Genomic DNA, 17,536 nt, shown 5'->3' with positions numbered 1-17,536 from the left:
ACAAAATATACACTATGAACAGTCAATTATTTTTATTAATGTCACGTACACCTTTAATGTACTCTTTCATAATTAGCCTGAACAACTATAATTGATCCATCAAAATGATCCCCGTGTTTCGAAGATCAACTGACTTTATACATCCGTAAAGCACAGCCACTCCTAGTCCACCGGCTTTAAATATATTACAGACAGAGCCGGAAGATCAAAGCCGAAGTCACCACATACGCCCTTGATACTCTTTACGGTGTCTTTAGTGTTTCCACCGTATTTATTCCAGTCCGTGTTCATGAGGACTTTCATGGAATTGCCCTCGCCGTATCTGAAGTGATAATCCCTGTATGTATTTCCTGATAGGTTCATGACTACTACTATCTTATTTTCCTCAATAACTCTCTGGAATATATATACAACATCCTGCTCTTTGCCACAGAGTATCCAGTCAAACCCGTGAGGATCATCATCCCACCCTGACAGCGCAGGCTCTTTCAGATAGAGCTTATTCAAATCTTTTATAAATCTGTTAAATGAATCGTGGTTCGGGTATTTCAGTATATCCCAGTCCTGCTCACGCTTCTCGTCCCACTCTCTTAGCTGGGCTATCTCGTTACCCATGAAGTTAAGCTTCTTGCCCGGATGCGCATACATGTAGGCGTAGAGCGCCTTTGCATTTGGGAATTTCTCTTCATATGATCCCGCCATCTTCTGGGCTATGGTTGCCTTGCCATGCACAACCTCGTCATGCGAGAGTGGCAGCATGTATCTCTCATTATAAAAATACATCATGGAGAATGTCAGCTTGTGATACTGGTCGCCTCTGCAAAACGGCAGAGTCCTGAAGAAATTCAATGTGTCATTCATCCAACCCATATCCCATTTGTAGTCAAATCCCAGTCCGCCGTATCCGACTTCCTTGGTGGTTCCCTTGTAGTCCGTGGAATCCTCGGCGCAGAGAATACATGACGGGTGTCTGTCCTTAAGTCCCTGGTTAAGCCCCTTTATAAACTCAACCGCCCTGTCATTTACACCTCTAGACTCGTCGCCCATCCAGTAGATTATCCTGCTGATGGCATCCATCCTGAGACCATCAAAATGATACTCGGTGAGCCAGTAATTCGCCGCACTCTTGAGAAATGTCTGAACTTCTCCCTTGGAATGGATGAAATTCTTACTACCCCACTCGCTGTAGCCCACATCATCGGTCGGATGCTCATACAGATTGGTTCCGTCATACTTTGCAAGTCCATATCCATCCAGTGCAAAATGCACAGGCACATAGTCCATGATGGCACCTATGCCGTTCTTGTGAAGCGTGTCGATGAGGAACTTCAAGTCATCCGCCGTTCCGTATCTAGCCGTCGGACTGAAGAATCCGGTATTCTGGTAGCCCCATGACTCATCACATGGATGCTCCGAAAGCGGCATAAACTCCACATAATTGTAGCCCTGCTCTTTCAGATATTCCACAAGCATCGGTGCTATCTCTCTGTATGTATACCAGCCCTCAGCAACTCGGTCAGTCTCAATGACTTCTTCCGGTGTCAGCTGTTTTCCATTCTCATCATACACCGGCTTGCAGTGCCATGAGCCCATGTGCATCTCATACACATTGAGCGGACCACCCTTGCACTCATTCCGTGTCCTCATCCATCTTGCATCGCCAAATGTATACTCATCCATATCTCTTATTATAGATGCAAATGCCGGTCTCAGCTCCATGCCGAATCCATACGGATCACAGTGATCCACACAATATCCATCTCTCTGGTATATCTTATATTTATACATCTGTCCAGCCTTTGCCCCCGGCACAAAACACTTGAAAAAGCTGCCGTCGTAGCACCTCTTCATGGCAGTCTCTCCCCAGAAATTGAACTCACCTGTGACCGTCACCGACTCCGCATTCGGCGCATATGTCACAAAATCCACGCCTGTCACGGTCTTCCTCCTGCTCTTGCCCACATTCTCCTTCACAACGTGTGCGCCGAGCTCATTATAAGCATCAAAGCACCTTCCTGAATAAAACTCATACAAATCCATAACTTTTCCTCCATACAAGGTTAATATTCAAGTCTCATCACCCAAGCCCTCGCAGTCATTTCTTGACTGTAGTAAATTACCTTCAGTATACCGTTGCACATCCGCTATATGAATATTCGTTTTTTGATAAAAGTAAAATAATTTACTCCAGACAATTATTGACAATTAGATTTAATATGTATATACGTTTTTTTGACTATATCTTTCTTTTGTTGTATTCTATATTATAATGCATAGAGCATCATCAGGGCGCTTACAGCCATTTATAATCATTACCCGCGTACAGCTTTTGTATGATCAGAAAGGAGCTTTTATGGACAGAAGGATTCAGCGTACACGCAACAGCTTATTCAGCGCATTTATCGAACTGCGTGCCACCAAACCTGTGGAGAAGATCACAGTGAAGGAACTCACAGAAAAGGCCAATATCAGCAAGCAGACTTTCTATCTGCATTTTCAGGATATATATGATCTGTCGGAATACCTCGAAAATGATGCTCTTCTGTCCCTCATCGGTGACATTCCAAATCCAGAATATATGCTTACCAATCCTGCAGAAGCAAGCAGGCAGTTATGCAACGCATTTATCAACCAGGGACATTTGTTCTCCATACTCTTTCCTGATGACAATAGAAGCTACGGAGTCCTGACCAACAAGCTCGACGCCCTCATCAAGGAAAAGATATATGACGTCCGTCCCGAGTTCAGAGATGACCTTGCCAAGAATGTTGAGGTGTCAATGTTCGTACAAGGCTGTGCTTATACTTTCCTGAAATACAAAGATCAGGATGCCGCTATGGTCATAGATACCCTTGCTGGAATCATAGACAGGGCAACCAGAGCGTAAATAAATGGCATGTGAGCTTTTCAGACGACAAGCTCGCATGCCACATATTCATAATTCACTTTCTCTCTCCTGTTTATCTTAAGCTGATATCCTTTATCTATACCACCAGAATGACCTGTATCAGCATTTTCATCGGAATGTACCTCCAGCACAGCATATACAGTTTCGCCTCTGCCAGCAAGCGTCTCATATGGATACTCTGCAAGCAGCCTTCCTTTTCGCACCTTCTCGCCATCACCACATGTAAGTCTTATATCTACATAGCTCTGTGTCCTCTGCCATCCGGTGTCGATCTCTGATATCAGATATATCCTGACTACGTATCCTTCCTCAGATGTACACTCTATCTGACCTTCTCCGGCTTTACTATATCCAGCCTTGCAGTCAAACGGCGCTCTGATCTCTCCCCGTGTGGCTCGAATCGCACACAAGCCGACACTCCCGTCTCCCAGGTTCTGTAGGCAATGTATATCAGATACGCGCACAACATCACCTTCAACAGGCACATACACCTTCTTAAGCACTCTTTCATAATCGATCTCAGCCTCCTGTTCAATATTATCTTTCCTGTGTCCATCTATATATCTTCCAAGTTCTCGGCATATCCTTTCCACCTGATCCTCATAGAATACCTGCACCTGCCTGCCCTTTGCCAGTATTCCCAGAGCTCCTGTGGCTTTCAGTCTTCTCCTGTCCACCAGCGCCCCGTTGTTCACCGTAACTCTAAGTCTTGTATCACTGCTCCTCAGACTGTAAATATTTGCTGTTCCTCCCAAAGCTCCAGCAATGGCAATGGCTACAGCATCACCATCGATGTAGTTGTCCTCCGATGAATACTCCCTGTCCCCCCGCTCATCCTGACTATCTTCCAGACTGCCTGAAGCATTTCCCCTGACGTATTTTCTTATCCATACGGTCAGACATACCGCAGCCGCCAAACAGACAATCACCAGCACCATTGCCACCATAAACTCATTTTCAATATTATTGATCCCAGCCAAAGCAAAAAGGACATCCACATCCGCATTCAAATTTCTCATAAGAATTCCTCCTGCAAATATAATGTCCTTCTCTTAATTTTAATATTCATTTATAACTTCCGCAAACCTGTTCACATCCGCCTCCGGCAGCCTGTATATCTTCTCTATCTTGTTCTTAGTCATCTCCAGAATCTGCCTGTCAAACTGTGCACCTTTTATGTACTCAATCGTCTTGTCCGGAAACACTAAATAGCTCTCCGCCAGGCCAAAGGCTACGCCGTCCTTTGCATAGTAGCCGCCATCCTGCATATGTTCAAATGCATAAAGGCATTTGTCGATATACTTGTCATTCACAAAGTAGCACTTCAGCATGATAGCCACAAACCTGAGTCTGAAGTCATCGGACATATCCTGCCAGGTTCCTACCGTGATGCCTCCCTGTCCCTCTGGAATCTCTGCCTCCTCCTTCTTTCTCCACGCAGGATTCAGTTCGGAATCTCCCATATACTTCATGATGAATTCCCACACTATCTCCGGGTACATGGATGCCGCCACAAATGTACTGCAGAACGAGTCACACACCCACCAGTTGTCTATCTTGGGAACAAATTCATCGGCATATGCAAGTATCTCCTCCAGCTTGCCCTGTGCGAATCCAAGGACAAGCCCCTGAATGACCACATCCTCCAGCGTATCATCCGGCGCATGCTTCAGATACTCCTTCCAGTTTATGTCGGCTATCTGTCTGGCTATCTCCTTCAGGTCATCCAGCCTCACACCTATTATATTGCCACAGCCCGGAAGGTTCATGGCCAGATATTTGCCAAATTCCGGATCCATGTGCTCATACAGTTCAGACCTAACCAGTCTGTTCACATCCTCAAAAGAACTGCTCTCCATCTTCCTGATCTATCCTTTCTTCTTACAGCTAAATTTCTGTTCAATAGCTAATCTTATTCTTTTTATACTGTATTTACAGGCTTTCCATTGAGAAACGCCTCTATATTGCCACCCGCTATATTGAGAAGTCTCTCCCTGACCTCCTTCGGTGCCCAGGCAATATGTGGTGTTATGATCACATTCTTTGCCGTGAGAAGCGGATTGTCCGCCGCCATAGGCTCCTGTGCTATGACATCCACCGCGGCTCCAGCTATACGTTCCTCGTTCAGGGCATCTGCCAGATCCTTCTCCACTATGCAACCGCCTCTGGCAGTGTTTATGATGAATGTAGTCTTCTTCATCCGGCCTATCGCACTCCTGTCTATCATTCCCTCCGTCTCAGGGAACAAAGGACAGTGTATGCTTATCACATCCGACTGTGCGAACAGTTCATCCCTCTCAGCCCAGCTTATCCAATCGCCATCCGGCAGGGCTTTCCTCGTCCGGCTGTTCACCAGCACCCTCATGCCAAATGCATGTGCGATCTCAGCCACCTTCATACCTATACTGCCATAGCCTATGATACCCATAGTCTTGCCCGCAAGCTCCATGGTCGGCATCGCACTGTAGGAGAAATCCTTACTTCTCACCCAGCCACCGTCCTTCACTGACGCATCATGCGCCCCGACCCTGTTTGCCAGTTCCAGAAGCAGTGCAAATGTAAACTGCGCCACAGCATCCGTACTGTATGCCGGAACATTTGTAACCACTATGCCGTGCTCATGTGCCACCTCCACATCGACCACATTGTAGCCGGTGGCAAGCACACCTATATATCTGAGGTTCGGACAGGCCTCGATCACAGCCCTGTCTATCACCGTCTTGTTCGTTGTTATGATCTCCGCATCGCCTATCCTTGAGACCACCTCTGACCTGTCGGTTCTGTCATACACCGTCAGCTCGCCATACTTGCCAATACTGTCCCAGCTAATATCGCCGGAATTCGCCGCACATCCATCCAGAACAACTATCTTCATGTCCATCACCCTGCCTTATCGTATATTGTTGTTCTATATTTTACATCAACTGTCTGATTTTTCAAAAAAATTTATAATATTTTATTCAACTATACCATATTTTACACCATATACTTCACGGTAATTTTAACATTTAACACAAAAATGCACAAATATTTCTGTACGGATTGAATAATTTTATTGAAAAATACTGTCAAACACATTAAAATATAAGTAACGTGCATTGGTAACATATCAAAACGAATGGGAGGTTTGAAATGGACAAAGACACATTAACAAAAAAAGTATTGGAGGTTTTTTCTGATATTCTTCCAGACATAGATGCGGGCAAGCTGGACATGACTGCAGAACTCACCACCGAATATGGCGTGAATTCCGTTTCCATCATTCAGTTCATCGTCGGACTTGAGCAGGCTTTTAACATTGAATTTGATGATTCTGAGCTTGCACTTGGCCTCTACTATGACATGAACGATGTAGTCAAGGCTGTAGCAGCCAAGGTCAGCTAACATCACGTAATCTTAATATGAAATGGAGGTAATAAGCACATGAGCAAAAAGATTTTGCCAATAAGCTATCCAATGATAACATCCTGGCAGTGGCATGCCACACTTTTCTCGATCATAGGGGATGACGAGAAAGCCAAGAATTGGATATTCAGCAATTATATACAGTTAAGATGTTACAACATCGAAGAGATCTTCACAGGAGATGAGATGCTTCTTGCAGATATGATGCCGGGAAGCAGTTCACTTAAGGAATGCCCTTATCTTCTCTTCTCTCTCATGACAAAGGAGCAGGTAGAGAGCTACTGCGGAGATATTCTCACTTTCATCAAGAAGACCATCAATCTGGGCGGATATGTATACGGAGTATTTGACGAGGCTAAGATCCTCTGTGATTCCGGTGCCGACTACAAATTCCCACATGAGCTCTTCATCTACGGATATGACGACGAGGAGCAGCAGTTCTATGTTGGAGATTTCACATTTGGCGAGCATTATTCCTACTCAAAAGTATCATACTCAGATGTGAGAAACGGCTACGACACCATCACAGCCCAGGAGGATCATATTTTCAAGGACGACTACAAGGGACGCCGTGGAATATACGTGATCCAGAAGAATCTGGCTGATACATACTACGAACTCGACACACAGTATATCAAGGATACCCTCATCGAGTACCTTGAGTCAAAGGATACCAAGAATCACTTCCGTATGATGAGGAATCGTTTTAAGGACACAGTATTTGGGGTTGATGTCTACGATGCGGTTCTGAAGCAGATCGGCAAGCAGCTTTCAGCAGAGGACCCAGACTTTGATATACGTGCTCTTCACATCCTGTATGACCACAAGGTTCTCATGATGGAGAGACTCAAGTACATGATGGATCACAGATATATTGAATTCAACGGTGATATCCTGAATGATTATATGGAGGTTGAGAATACCATGCTCACCGCCAGAAACCTTCTCATCAAGACCTCCATCACAGGCAAGGTTGACTGTATGGACAGATTTGAGAAGTACCTTATGGGTGCAAAAGAAAAAGAGATCGCAGTTCTGGGCAAAGTTGTTGAGCTTCTGTAATCTCATATCATTCTTTTCATGTTTTCCCTTTGCGGGGCAGTCCTATGGCTGCTCCGCATTTTTTTGCGATTTTACATTATTTTATAAATAATTTCTTCCAAATTATCATTTACTTCTATATACTGTTTAATAAATGATTTTTACGGCAGTTCAGGAATACCTGGCATTGTCACATTGGAGGTTTTTATGAATGTATGTGTATACGGCGCGTCAAGCAACGACATTGACAGATCTTATATAGAAGAAACAGAATATTTAGGAAGGGAAATCGCCAAAAGAGGCCACACTCTTGTGTACGGCGCTGGAGCAAATGGGCTCATGGGCGCAGTGGCAAGGGGTGTATACGAAGAAAATGGCACCATAATAGGCGTCACTCCTTCATTCTTTAATGTTGATGGAATACTGTTTGAGAATGTCTCCGAGCTGATAACCACTGAGACCATGAGAGAGCGCAAACAGATCATGGAAGATAAGGCAGACGCTTTCATCATAACGCCCGGCGGAATTGGCACTCTCGAGGAATTCTTTGAGATCCTCACGCTCAAGCAGCTCGGACGTCACGGCAAAGCAATCGTAATTTTCAATCAGAACGGATTCTACGATCATCTTCTGTCCATGCTCAAAGAGACGTCGGACAAAGGCTTTATGACGCCTGCGACCAACGAGATATATACCGTCATGGATAATTCAGATGAGATCCTTGACTATCTTGAAAGCTACAAGACAGACATAGGTCGTGTATTCAAGTTCTGATAAGCTTCTTCACAGCTTCAATAGCCACACGTATGGCTTTATCGGTGTCGTGTACCTCAGGATTCGGGAGACCGGCTGCAGCCCTCTCCTGATTCGCCACCACAAGGAAGCACGCACCGACCCTAACCCGCAGGAACGCTCCAACTATGAACAATGCAGCAGATTCCATCTCAGAGGCCTTGCAGCCCATCTTCTTCCACGCTTCCCATTTGTTCATAAGCTCATATCCAACCGGCATGATTCCCGGCGAGTGCTGTCCATAAAATGAGTCCTTGCTCTGAACCACACCTGTGTGTGCCGTCACTCCAAGTGCTCCTGCTGACTCTCTGAGCGCATTCACCACATCTATATCCGCAACCGCAGGGTACTCTATAGGCGCATACTCTCTTGACGTGCCCTCCATCCTGACAGCTCCCGTGGCGATCACCACGTCTCCGCCTACGATCTCAGTCTGCATACCGCCACAGGTTCCAACCCTGATAAAAGTGTGGGCACCGGCGTGCACCAGCTCCTGCATGGCTATGGCCGCCGACGGGCCGCCTATACCTGTGGACGTGACACTGACCTTCTCTCCATCCAGATAGCCTGTATACGTGACAAATTCCCTGCTGTCCGCCACCAGCTCCGCATCTTCGAGATATGCTGCTATCGCCTTACATCTCTTCGGATCCCCCGGCATGATAACATACCGGCCTATCATATCCTCATTTACCTTTATATGGTATTCCAACCCCTGATCCGCTTCGTATATCATAATCATCCCTCCTGACACTTGTCTCACAGCATAGGAAAAGCAGGCTTGCAGAAAATCTGCAGCCTGCTTTTCTAAGCTTTCTTATGTATCCTATAGAATTAGCACTTAAACTCATCAAGCTTTTCCTGAAGCTCTGGTGCAACTTCTCCATGAAATTTCACTGTAAGTGGCTTTTCAAGATTTAAACTGAACACACCTAAGATTGACTTTCCATCTACGACGTACTGAGCTGATGAAACGTCAACATCATTTGGAAACTGATTCAGGTATGCAACAAACTTCTTGATGTCATCCATAGTGTTAACTTTAGCTTTCATCTCTGTAATCTGCATTGGCTGCGCCCCCTAATATCTCTTAATATTTATAAGGACATTCTAACACTCCATCAACGAATGTGTCAATGCATACAGACCACGAATTAGCTATGGAAATTATTGTAATAAATACTCCTTATGCAGCCAGCATAAATGGCTGTAATGTATTTATAAACGACTCTGTCGCTCCGTTATAGAACCTTACTGTGAGTTCCTGATCAAGTCCAAGACTGAAAACTCCCAGTATTGATTTGCCATCTACAAGATAATTCCTGTTGGTTGAATATACATCAACGTCTCCATCATATTTTCTCATTGTCTCTACAAACTGTCTTACCTGCTCTACCGAATTGAGCTTAACCTTGATATTTGTTGATTCCATGATAATTACCTCCATTCCTGTCCGTAATCAATGTTCAATTTATACTACTTTTTGGAATAATTTGCAAATTACAAAATTGTAATTTTGTAAACCAATTTGTGCAAATGGCTTGTTTTTATTAACCTAAAACGCCTTTTAAGGTTACTTTTTAGTCATGTTGTATAAATTCAGGAATGTTTTTTTACAAATATACTGTCGGGTGGAGATCATGGTCTTATATATTTTCGTCTATTTTTAATTATTCTCAAATGGTATTTCTATTATGATATGCTTCTTGACTCGTCAATTCTCCCCAATTACAATAATACTTACATGCAAAGCCATTTTCACGGCTCATTTTGACGAAAGGGCGGGCACAAAGCCCCATAAGAACATATATGAACCTACTTACAATAAAAGGATTTTCAAAAGCATACACTGACAAGATTCTGTTCGATGACGCAGACTTCTCAGTAAATTCAGGAGAAAAGATCGGTGTCATAGGCGTAAACGGCACGGGTAAATCAACGCTCCTAAAGATCATAGCCGGCATAGACGAATGTGATTCAGGACAGTTGTCAAAGGGAAACAACGTGGTCATAAAGTATCTTCCACAGACCCCCGACTTCGCAGAGAAGGTCAGCATATACGACTATGTCATCACTGCAAATGTCGACGAGGAGAACAAATGGAGCATAGAGGGTGATGCCAAGGCATTTCTTCACCGTCTCGGATTTGACGACACCAGCCTCATGGTGAGCACACTTTCAGGAGGTCAGCGAAAAAAGGTCGCTCTGGCTGCGGCACTGCTGTCAAGATGTGACATTCTTGTTCTGGACGAGCCCACCAACCACCTCGACAACGATATGACAGAATATCTGGAGGATTACCTTAACAACTACAAGGGCGCTCTGGTCATGGTCACCCACGACAGATACTTTCTTGACAAGGTGTGCAACCGCATAGTAGAGATCGACAAAGGCAAAACCTACAGCTACAATACCAACTACGAAGGCTATCTCATGCTGAAGGCAGAGCGTGAGAACATCGCACTTGCCACTCAGAACAAACATCAGAATATCCTGCGCAAGGAGATCGCATGGATGCAGAGAGGTGCTAGAGCCAGAAGCACAAAGCAGAAAGCCCATATCCAGAGATATGAGAAGCTTGCAAGCGAGGAGCTTATAAAGGAAACTCAGTCGGTTACCATGAGCTCAATCGCGAGCCGGCTGGGAAACAAAACAATAGAGCTCTCCCATATAGCCAAGACCTGGCCGGGCAGACCAAGTCCGGTCATAACGGACTTCTCATACAACTTCCTGAGGACTGACAGGATAGGTGTTGTTGGCCCAAACGGCTGTGGCAAGACAACGCTCATGAAGCTCATAACCGGTGTCACCAAGCCGGACAGCGGAACCATAGAGATCGGAGACACCGTAAGGATAGGATATTTCTCTCAGGAAAATGAAGCCTTGGATCCCAACATGAAGGTACTCGACTACGTCAAAGAAACCGCAGAGTATATCCAGACCACCGAAGGTCTCATGTCAGCATCCACCATGTGTGAGAGATTTTTATTTGACGGCACTTTGCAGCACCAGCGCATAGAGAAGCTCTCAGGAGGCGAGAAGCGAAGACTGTATTTGTTGAAGGTTCTCGTATCATCGCCAAATGTACTGATCCTTGACGAGCCGACCAACGATCTGGACATTTCCACACTGTGTATACTTGAGGACTATCTTGATTCCTTCCAGGGCATATTGATAGTCGTATCACACGACAGATATTTCCTGGACAGAGTCATAAGAAAGCTTCTGGTGTTTGACGGCTGCGGCGGGATCTCACAGTTTGAGGGCGGTTATACCGATTATTATCTGACCCACGGTTCATTTGCCAACAGCGCATCGGCAGGGACAAATACCCAGACAAAGCCGGAGCGTGTCAGCACAGCGGACAAGGAACCTGCCCAGAAAAAGAAAACGCAGAATCCATCAGTGAAGAAAAAGTTCTCCTTCAATGAGCAGAGGGAATATGACACCATAGAGGACACCATCGCCCGGAAAGAAGCTGAGATAGAGCAGACGGAGACCGATATCAACAACTCTGTGTCAGATTTCGTGAAGCTTAACGAACTCACGCAGAAAAAGGAACAGCTTGAATCAGAGCTGGATCAGCTTCTGGAGAGGTATGTGTATCTCACGGAGCTGGCGGAGTCATTTGAAAAGAACTGATCACATTGATCATTTGCCAGAAAAACGGGAGACGCGCTGCTGCACATCTCCCGTTTTTCTTCAATCGTCACATCTGATGTCTCACTATCCTGTATTCATCATCCAACTGAAAATACGGACAATTGTCGTAGCCTCTTGCCACAAATCTGGCAAAGTCATCCTCATCCATATTCACCAGGCACTCATAAAAATCATCTTCGTCATCGTACACATAGTGTGCACACATATCGCAACTGGAAGCCATGTGTTTCCTCCTTCCATCCGTTAACCATCAGGTTTTTACTATTATACACATATGCGAAGCAAAATCCAACCGCTTTAACCCATTTTCTCTGGCAATAATAACCATAATGTGTTATTATTGAAGGAAGTATATAAAGGGGCTTTGCATAAGCAAAAGAAGGAGTGTGTTCCAGTTATGAAGAAAAAATTTCTTGTACTGCTGCTTACGCTTACCATGATATTATCATTTTCTCCATATGTCGCAAAGGCGGCGGATACAGATGATACGGACAGCAGTAACAAAACCGATACCATAGATGGCAGAACTTATTTCTATGACCAGTTTGACAACAGTGCGTACAGAACCGTCTACAAGCAGATCAACGATGCAGCTCAGAAATTCAACGAGTCGACATCCAATGCTTCTTATCAGGATGGCGGATATTACACAGCATTTACATTGTCGGTCAGCAACAAAGACTGGGAAGTTATCGGCAACGATGGAATGGATCAGATCGTCAACGCTGTGCTCGCCGATCATCCTGAGTATTTCTGGATGTCCGACAGCTATCAGTGCAAGCAGGAATCCTCGGGAGAACTCAGATATACAGCTCTCACCATCGAGTGCTATTCACTGTATGCCAACGGAGATACACGTTCCATATACAAGAACAACTTTGACCTGACCGTCAAGAATTATGCAGCTTCTCTGGATGAGAGCGCAAAGGATTACGAGAAGGTATATCTTATACATAATTCGATCATCAACAAAGTTTATTATACTTCAGATGCAACATCCAAGAGCAAGGACAACATATACGCATACACCGCAGACGGCGTGTTCAACTCCAAGTATCAGTCGGCAGTCACCTACGGATATGCAAAGGCTTTCAAGGCCATTATGGATTACGTCGGTGTGCCATGTCTGTACATTGAGGGACAGAATTCAGATCTTCTGGACGACTCGATGGACACACAGAAGCAGCTCAAAGAAGAGAGTTACATCAACAACTGTGCATGGAATGCCGTTTATCTCGGCGGAGAGTGGTATCTCATCAATCTCGGTCTGGACGATCCTATAACCACAACAGGTAAGGAGGCATTGTCATATACATACTTCAATGTAACCGACGAACAGGCAAGCAACCTTACAGCCATCACATCAAGACTTCCGGGTATACCAAAGTGTACCGGAACAAAGTACTGCCTCTCAAAGGTTCAGGCAGATCTTGAAGCGGATGGACTGTGGGAGAAGTCAAGCTACAACATAATCGACAAGATACTGGACAAATACGGTTTATCCGTAGTCCTCATAAGCATAGGTCTTATCCTGCTTCTGGTGGTAATGCTCATCAAGAACATACACAAGAGCAGATCGAAGAAGAAAAAGGAAAAGGTTAAAAAGACCAAGACAACAGTGGTTGACAACTCAGAGCTGGATGCAGAGCTGAGAAAGCCGCCTATCTCATAAAATACTAAAATCAAAAAGCTCAATGCTTTCGGATTTCATCCCCGTCAGCATTGAGCTTTTTTCTGTCATTTTTCAAGATATTTTATTTCGTTCACACCCTACTCATCAAAGTTACTCTTGAGTACATTTACGGTGATCTGTCTGGACGCCTTGTTGCCTGCCCAGTCCTCCGCTGTGAGAGTCACTGTTACGGTTCTCTCCTTGCTTGTGTCCACATCCTGAGAAGCTTTAAGCGAATCCTGCACATCCGGATCCTCATCTGTGACATTGTAATAATCACTCCAGTTTATATCCGTTCCCATAGAAACGTCTATCTCGTCCGGGCCGTCTATGTATGGATTTACTTCGTCAACAACATTTATCACAGCCTTTTTTGTCTTGCTTAACTTTCCACGTCTGACCTTATATTTGATGGTGTACTTACCAAGCTTATCCGGTGCAAATTCTGAGTTGTCATATTCCAGCCTGGCATCATTGCTGTCCGGCTCAATATAGTTTGTTATATCAAATATATCACCCATATTATAATCCGTCTGGATCTGCTTGACCCTGAGCATGCTGGATCTCATGATCATCGTAATCACAAGTGCAAGCACTATTCCAACCACCAGAGCCGCCACGGCCATCATTTTCGCATTCAGCTCATATCGCTTCTTTTTATTTCTGCTCTGCGCGGATTTTTTACCGGAACCTGTTGACGATCTGCTATTCGCCGGTCTCCTGGTCTTGCTTCCTGAAGACATGGACTTCACCGACTTTTCAAGTGGACGTCCCGTACTTGTGCGCCTTTTGTCCTGCGCAGTTGCACTTTTCGGACGACTCGCTGATGATAAGTGGCTGCCCGATGCCGGACGATTTCCCGACACAGGACGGCTGCCTGATGCTGACCGACTGCCTGACGCTACTCCCTTGCCCGGCTGTGTCTTTTTCACACTGCTCGTTGTTGCACGGCTCACAGTTCCCTTATGAGCTCCTGCGCTCCCTTTATTCTGCCCCATATCCTGTCTGTCTGCCAATTTATATTACCTCCTAAAACATTTGTCTTAACTTTATTCTCAGTACATTATACATAATATTTTACACCCATACAATCATTTCGGATTGCAATAGTTGTAAATAAGTGAGATAATTCAATGAAGACTTACCTGAAAGGAGTATTATATATGTCAATCAATAATCTTAGTTCATTTACGAAGGAGCGTCTTGGTCTCTGTATTGAAAACGATACCATAGATAACAACCTCTACGAGGAATACGGCGTAAAGCGTGGACTTCGTGATCTGAATGGAATAGGAATAAATGCCGGCATCACCAACATTTCACTAAGCCGGGCGTATACAATGGAGGACGGAAAGCATACTCCTGCTGACGGTGAATTATATTACAGAGGTTACGAGATCCGCCAGTTGATAGACGGATTTACAAAGGAAGGACGATTCGGTTTCGAGGAGTGTACATATCTGTTACTGTTTGGAAAGCTTCCGGACGAGAATGAGCTTGCCAAGTTCAAACAGGTCCTCAACCTTGCATACGACCTTCCACACAACTTTATACAAGATGTCATAATGAAGAACCCTACCAAGGATATCATTTCAAATATGACCAAGAGTATCCTTGCCCTCGGATCATACGATAAGTCTGAGACGGATATATCTCTGGACAACGTTCTTCAGCAGTGTCTTATGATAATAAGTGTATTCCCAAGACTCGCTGTATATTCTTTCCAGGGATACAGACATTATGAGCTTGGCAAGAGCTGTTATATACACAAGCCGGATCCTGAGCTTTCATTTGCAGAGAATATCCTGAGCATGCTCCGTTCAGACAGAAAGTACACACAGCTTGAGGCAAAGGTTCTCGATCTTGCCCTTGTTCTCCACATGGAACACGGAGGCGGAAGCAACTCTACGTTTACAACACGTGTTGTCACATCATCCGGCTCAGATACATACGCCACAGTCGCAGCAGCACTCTGCTCACTCAAGGGACCGCTCAACGGCGGTGGAGACCTCAAGGTCATGGAGATGATGAAGAACATACACTGCAATGTCGAGGATGTTACGGACGAGGAGCAGATCCGTGAGTACATCAGGAAGATCGTGCGCGGCGAAGCATTTGACAAATCGGGCGTGGTATACGGAATGGGCCAGCCTGTATACTCTCTGTCAGACCCAAGAGCTGTCATTATCAAGGAGTATGTAGAAAAGCTCGCCGAGGAGAAGCACGAGAAGGACGAATTCAAATTATACGAGCTCATAGAGCGCATCGCACCTGAAGTCATTGCCGAGGAGCGCAAGATCTACAAGGGTGTGTGCATCAACATAGATTACTATTGCGGATTGTTATACAAGATGCTCAAGATCCCTTACGCCCTCTACACACCACTATTTGCCATTGGCCGAGTGGTTGGATGGAGTGCGCATCGTATGGAGGAGCTGATCAACAGCTACAAGATAATGCGTCCGGCTTATCCAAGTCTTGTAGAGCCTAAGGACTACGTACCTATCAAAGACAGGTAATATGCCATGAACAATTCTGATAAATTCGAATATTCTGTCGTCAGGAGCAGGCGCAAATCTATCTGTATCGAGATAGACAGAGACCTCAACATAAAGGTTCGTGCGCCCCTCAGAATGACCGACAGTCAGATCCAAAGCTTTGTGGATTCCAGACAAAACTGGATCCGCAGCCATCTGGAAATCATGCAGAAAAGAATTTCCAATATGTCAGACGAAAAAAATCCAAGCACTGCCCTGACAGATGCCGATATAAAGGCACTGTCAGAACAGGCTCGGATATATATTCCTTCACGTGTAGAACATTTTGCTCAGATAATAGGCGTGACCTACGGAAGGATCACCATCCGGCATCAGAAGACTCGCTGGGGAAGCTGCAACTCCTCCGGTAACCTGAATTTCAACTGTGCACTGATGAACACCACTCCCGAAATCATAGACTACGTGGTAGTCCACGAGCTGTGTCACAGAAAGCAGATGAACCACTCCGCACTTTTCTGGGCCGAGGTAGAAAAAGTACTCCCAAACTACAAGGAGCTCCGTTCCGCCCTCAAAAATTACAGGTGTTAAAGCCTCTACCACTCCATAACCACAGCGCCGTATGTGAGCCCTGCGCCGAATGCCGACATGGCGATCTTGTCGCCGCGCTTCAGGCCGTGCTCCCTCACGAGCTGGTCGAGAAGTACAGGTACACTCGCCGCAGACATATTTCCTGTGTAGTCGAGAGTCGTAGGGAACTTCTCAAGCGGTGCCTTAAGTCTCTTGGCAACAGATTCAATAATTCTTACATTTGCCTGGTGGAGTACGAAGTAATCCACATCGTCAACGGTCATTCCAGCCTTGTCAAGAGCCTCCTGGAGGCACTTAGGACACTGTCTCACCGCAAACTTGTACACCTCCTGTCCATCCATATACAGATAGTCATGATTGATCTCATCTTTTACAAATATATTGTTGGTCTTTCTGCTCTCGCAGTTTAGCACCATACCCTTCTTGCCGATTGAACCCTGGACAATGCTTATGATTCCCTTGTCAGACTCCTCTATATAAGCGGCACCTGCGCCATCTCCAAACAATACGCATGTACCTCTGTCATTCCAGTCAAGTATCTTTGACAGCGTCTCAGAACCTATTACAAGAGCATTCTTCACAAACCCTGTCTCTATATACATCTTTGCAACATTGAGGGCAAATACAAAGCCCGAGCATGCCGCATTCACATCAAACGCAATCGCCTTATCCGCACCTATAGCCGCCTGAACCTGACACGCCCCGCTTGGTGTGTAATAATCCGGAGTGACTGTGGCAAGCACTATAAGCTCCACATTCTCTGCGGACTTCCCTGCCATCTCAAGTGCCCTCTCAGCAGCCTCAACAGCCATGCTCGTCGTTGTCTCCTTAACAGCTATTCTTCTGTTCTTTATACCTGTTCTTGAAGATATCCACTCATCAGATGTATCAACATACTTTGCAAGCTCATCATTTGATACCTCTTTCTCCGCAAGGTAGCTTCCTGTTCCTAATATTCTGATTGCCATT

18 protein-coding genes are annotated in these 17,536 nt (G+C 45.2%); 8 read left to right on the top strand and 10 right to left on the bottom strand.

Annotated elements, in window-relative coordinates:
• Positions 1-162: 162 nt before the first annotated feature.
• The gene (glgB, locus tag DW025_RS09825) at positions 163-2,040 is read right to left on the bottom strand and encodes a 1,4-alpha-glucan branching protein GlgB (protein WP_119999738.1); all 1,878 of its coding nucleotides are present in this window, start codon (positions 2,038-2,040) and stop codon (positions 163-165) included.
• A 313-nt stretch (positions 2,041-2,353) separates the two neighbouring features.
• Between glgB and DW025_RS09820 the strand changes: the two genes are divergently transcribed.
• Positions 2,354-2,887 carry a TetR/AcrR family transcriptional regulator gene (locus DW025_RS09820; protein ID WP_022215975.1) on the top strand — a complete coding sequence of 178 codons (534 nt, stop codon included), beginning with the start codon at positions 2,354-2,356 and terminating at the stop codon, positions 2,885-2,887.
• A 20-nt stretch (positions 2,888-2,907) separates the two neighbouring features.
• Here the strand turns inward: DW025_RS09820 and DW025_RS09815 are convergent, their stop codons facing one another.
• The 3 genes from DW025_RS09815 to DW025_RS09805 all read right to left on the bottom strand — a co-directional run bounded on the left by DW025_RS09815 (position 2,908) and on the right by DW025_RS09805 (position 5,783).
• Positions 2,908-3,927, bottom strand: a complete 1,020-nt coding sequence (locus tag DW025_RS09815; RefSeq protein ID WP_119999736.1) for a PTS transporter subunit EIIB — start codon at positions 3,925-3,927, stop codon at positions 2,908-2,910.
• A 39-nt stretch (positions 3,928-3,966) separates the two neighbouring features.
• Positions 3,967-4,767: a DNA alkylation repair protein gene (locus DW025_RS09810; protein WP_119999734.1), complete on the bottom strand. Its 801-nt coding sequence runs from the start codon at positions 4,765-4,767 to the stop codon at positions 3,967-3,969.
• A gap of 62 nt (positions 4,768-4,829) precedes the next feature.
• Entirely contained in the window at positions 4,830-5,783 is a 954-nt protein-coding gene (locus DW025_RS09805; RefSeq protein ID WP_119999732.1) for a D-2-hydroxyacid dehydrogenase, read from the bottom strand.
• 257 nt (positions 5,784-6,040) lie between these two features.
• On the opposite strand from DW025_RS09805, the gene DW025_RS09800 reads away from it, so the two are divergent.
• From DW025_RS09800 to DW025_RS09790, 3 genes are all read left to right on the top strand, one after another.
• Positions 6,041-6,292 (top strand): acyl carrier protein, encoded by a 252-nt coding sequence (locus tag DW025_RS09800; RefSeq protein WP_015534536.1) that lies wholly within the window; start codon positions 6,041-6,043, stop codon positions 6,290-6,292.
• A gap of 39 nt (positions 6,293-6,331) precedes the next feature.
• On the top strand, positions 6,332-7,375 hold the full coding sequence (locus DW025_RS09795; RefSeq protein WP_117550065.1) for a hypothetical protein: 1,044 nt from the start codon (positions 6,332-6,334) through the stop codon (positions 7,373-7,375).
• A gap of 186 nt (positions 7,376-7,561) precedes the next feature.
• Complete coding sequence (locus DW025_RS09790; RefSeq protein ID WP_118016987.1) at positions 7,562-8,128, top strand: TIGR00730 family Rossman fold protein; 567 nt, start codon at positions 7,562-7,564, stop codon at positions 8,126-8,128.
• Here the strand turns inward: DW025_RS09790 and udp are convergent.
• The 3 genes from udp to DW025_RS09775 form a co-directional block, all read right to left on the bottom strand.
• Positions 8,118-8,885 (bottom strand): uridine phosphorylase, encoded by a 768-nt coding sequence (udp, locus tag DW025_RS09785; protein WP_416387267.1) that lies wholly within the window; start codon positions 8,883-8,885, stop codon positions 8,118-8,120. The two genes, DW025_RS09790 and udp, sit on opposite strands and share 11 nt — an antisense overlap.
• Positions 8,886-8,980: 95 nt before the next feature.
• Positions 8,981-9,214, bottom strand: coding sequence for an HPr family phosphocarrier protein (locus DW025_RS09780; RefSeq protein WP_117550059.1), 234 nt, complete (start codon positions 9,212-9,214; stop codon positions 8,981-8,983).
• 118 nt (positions 9,215-9,332) lie between these two features.
• Entirely contained in the window at positions 9,333-9,578 is a 246-nt protein-coding gene (locus DW025_RS09775) for an HPr family phosphocarrier protein (RefSeq protein WP_243104961.1), read from the bottom strand.
• 377 nt (positions 9,579-9,955) lie between these two features.
• Here DW025_RS09775 and DW025_RS09770 point away from each other — a divergent pair, with 377 nt between their 5' ends.
• Positions 9,956-11,788 carry an ABC-F family ATP-binding cassette domain-containing protein gene (locus DW025_RS09770; RefSeq protein WP_119999729.1) on the top strand — a complete coding sequence of 611 codons (1,833 nt, stop codon included), beginning with the start codon at positions 9,956-9,958 and terminating at the stop codon, positions 11,786-11,788.
• Positions 11,789-11,855: 67 nt separating this feature from the next.
• Here DW025_RS09770 and DW025_RS14855 read toward each other — a convergent pair whose 3' ends face one another.
• Entirely contained in the window at positions 11,856-12,032 is a 177-nt protein-coding gene (locus DW025_RS14855) for a DUF6472 family protein (RefSeq protein ID WP_165852774.1), read from the bottom strand.
• Between the two features lie 174 nt (positions 12,033-12,206).
• On the opposite strand from DW025_RS14855, the gene DW025_RS09765 reads away from it, so the two are divergent.
• Positions 12,207-13,481 carry a transglutaminase domain-containing protein gene (locus DW025_RS09765; protein WP_119999727.1) on the top strand — a complete coding sequence of 425 codons (1,275 nt, stop codon included), beginning with the start codon at positions 12,207-12,209 and terminating at the stop codon, positions 13,479-13,481.
• 98 nt (positions 13,482-13,579) lie between these two features.
• On the opposite strand, the gene DW025_RS09760 is transcribed toward DW025_RS09765, so the two are convergent.
• Positions 13,580-14,497 (bottom strand): hypothetical protein, encoded by a 918-nt coding sequence (locus DW025_RS09760; RefSeq protein ID WP_119999725.1) that lies wholly within the window; start codon positions 14,495-14,497, stop codon positions 13,580-13,582.
• A 147-nt stretch (positions 14,498-14,644) separates the two neighbouring features.
• Between DW025_RS09760 and DW025_RS09755 the strand changes: the two genes are divergently transcribed.
• Entirely contained in the window at positions 14,645-16,000 is a 1,356-nt protein-coding gene (locus DW025_RS09755) for a citrate synthase (RefSeq protein ID WP_015534527.1), read from the top strand.
• A 6-nt stretch (positions 16,001-16,006) separates the two neighbouring features.
• Complete coding sequence (locus DW025_RS09750; protein ID WP_118016993.1) at positions 16,007-16,567, top strand: M48 family metallopeptidase; 561 nt, start codon at positions 16,007-16,009, stop codon at positions 16,565-16,567.
• A 5-nt stretch (positions 16,568-16,572) separates the two neighbouring features.
• Here DW025_RS09750 and DW025_RS09745 read toward each other — a convergent pair whose 3' ends face one another.
• Positions 16,573-17,535 carry a beta-ketoacyl-ACP synthase III gene (locus DW025_RS09745; RefSeq protein ID WP_118649563.1) on the bottom strand — a complete coding sequence of 321 codons (963 nt, stop codon included), beginning with the start codon at positions 17,533-17,535 and terminating at the stop codon, positions 16,573-16,575.
• Position 17,536 lies beyond the last annotated feature (1 nt).

It is taken from the genome of Coprococcus sp. AF38-1, from assembly GCF_003603945.1.
GTDB classification, from domain to species: Bacteria; Bacillota; Clostridia; order Lachnospirales; family Lachnospiraceae; genus Coprococcus; species Coprococcus aceti.
This window is presented reverse-complemented; position numbering and strand designations above follow the sequence as displayed.

Excerpts from the sequence above, each read along its gene's own strand:
- DW025_RS09765 (WP_119999727.1), top strand. The coding sequence starts at position 12,207 with ATGAAGAAAAAATTTCTTGTACTGCTGCTTACGCTTACCATGATATTA.
- DW025_RS09755 (WP_015534527.1), top strand. The coding sequence starts at position 14,645 with ATGTCAATCAATAATCTTAGTTCATTTACGAAGGAGCGTCTTGGTCTC.
- DW025_RS09780 (WP_117550059.1), bottom strand. The coding sequence starts at position 9,214 with ATGCAGATTACAGAGATGAAAGCTAAAGTTAACACTATGGATGACATC.
- DW025_RS09820 (WP_022215975.1), top strand. The coding sequence starts at position 2,354 with ATGGACAGAAGGATTCAGCGTACACGCAACAGCTTATTCAGCGCATTT.
- DW025_RS09770 (WP_119999729.1), top strand. The coding sequence starts at position 9,956 with ATGAACCTACTTACAATAAAAGGATTTTCAAAAGCATACACTGACAAG.
- DW025_RS09790 (WP_118016987.1), top strand. The coding sequence starts at position 7,562 with ATGAATGTATGTGTATACGGCGCGTCAAGCAACGACATTGACAGATCT.
- DW025_RS09800 (WP_015534536.1), top strand. The coding sequence starts at position 6,041 with ATGGACAAAGACACATTAACAAAAAAAGTATTGGAGGTTTTTTCTGAT.
- DW025_RS09795 (WP_117550065.1), top strand. The coding sequence starts at position 6,332 with ATGAGCAAAAAGATTTTGCCAATAAGCTATCCAATGATAACATCCTGG.
- glgB (WP_119999738.1), bottom strand. The coding sequence starts at position 2,040 with ATGGATTTGTATGAGTTTTATTCAGGAAGGTGCTTTGATGCTTATAAT.
- DW025_RS14855 (WP_165852774.1), bottom strand. The coding sequence starts at position 12,032 with ATGGCTTCCAGTTGCGATATGTGTGCACACTATGTGTACGATGACGAA.
- DW025_RS09810 (WP_119999734.1), bottom strand. The coding sequence starts at position 4,767 with ATGGAGAGCAGTTCTTTTGAGGATGTGAACAGACTGGTTAGGTCTGAA.
- DW025_RS09775 (WP_243104961.1), bottom strand. The coding sequence starts at position 9,578 with ATGGAATCAACAAATATCAAGGTTAAGCTCAATTCGGTAGAGCAGGTA.
- DW025_RS09815 (WP_119999736.1), bottom strand. The coding sequence starts at position 3,927 with ATGAGAAATTTGAATGCGGATGTGGATGTCCTTTTTGCTTTGGCTGGG.
- DW025_RS09750 (WP_118016993.1), top strand. The coding sequence starts at position 16,007 with ATGAACAATTCTGATAAATTCGAATATTCTGTCGTCAGGAGCAGGCGC.
- DW025_RS09745 (WP_118649563.1), bottom strand. The coding sequence starts at position 17,535 with ATGGCAATCAGAATATTAGGAACAGGAAGCTACCTTGCGGAGAAAGAG.
- DW025_RS09805 (WP_119999732.1), bottom strand. The coding sequence starts at position 5,783 with ATGAAGATAGTTGTTCTGGATGGATGTGCGGCGAATTCCGGCGATATT.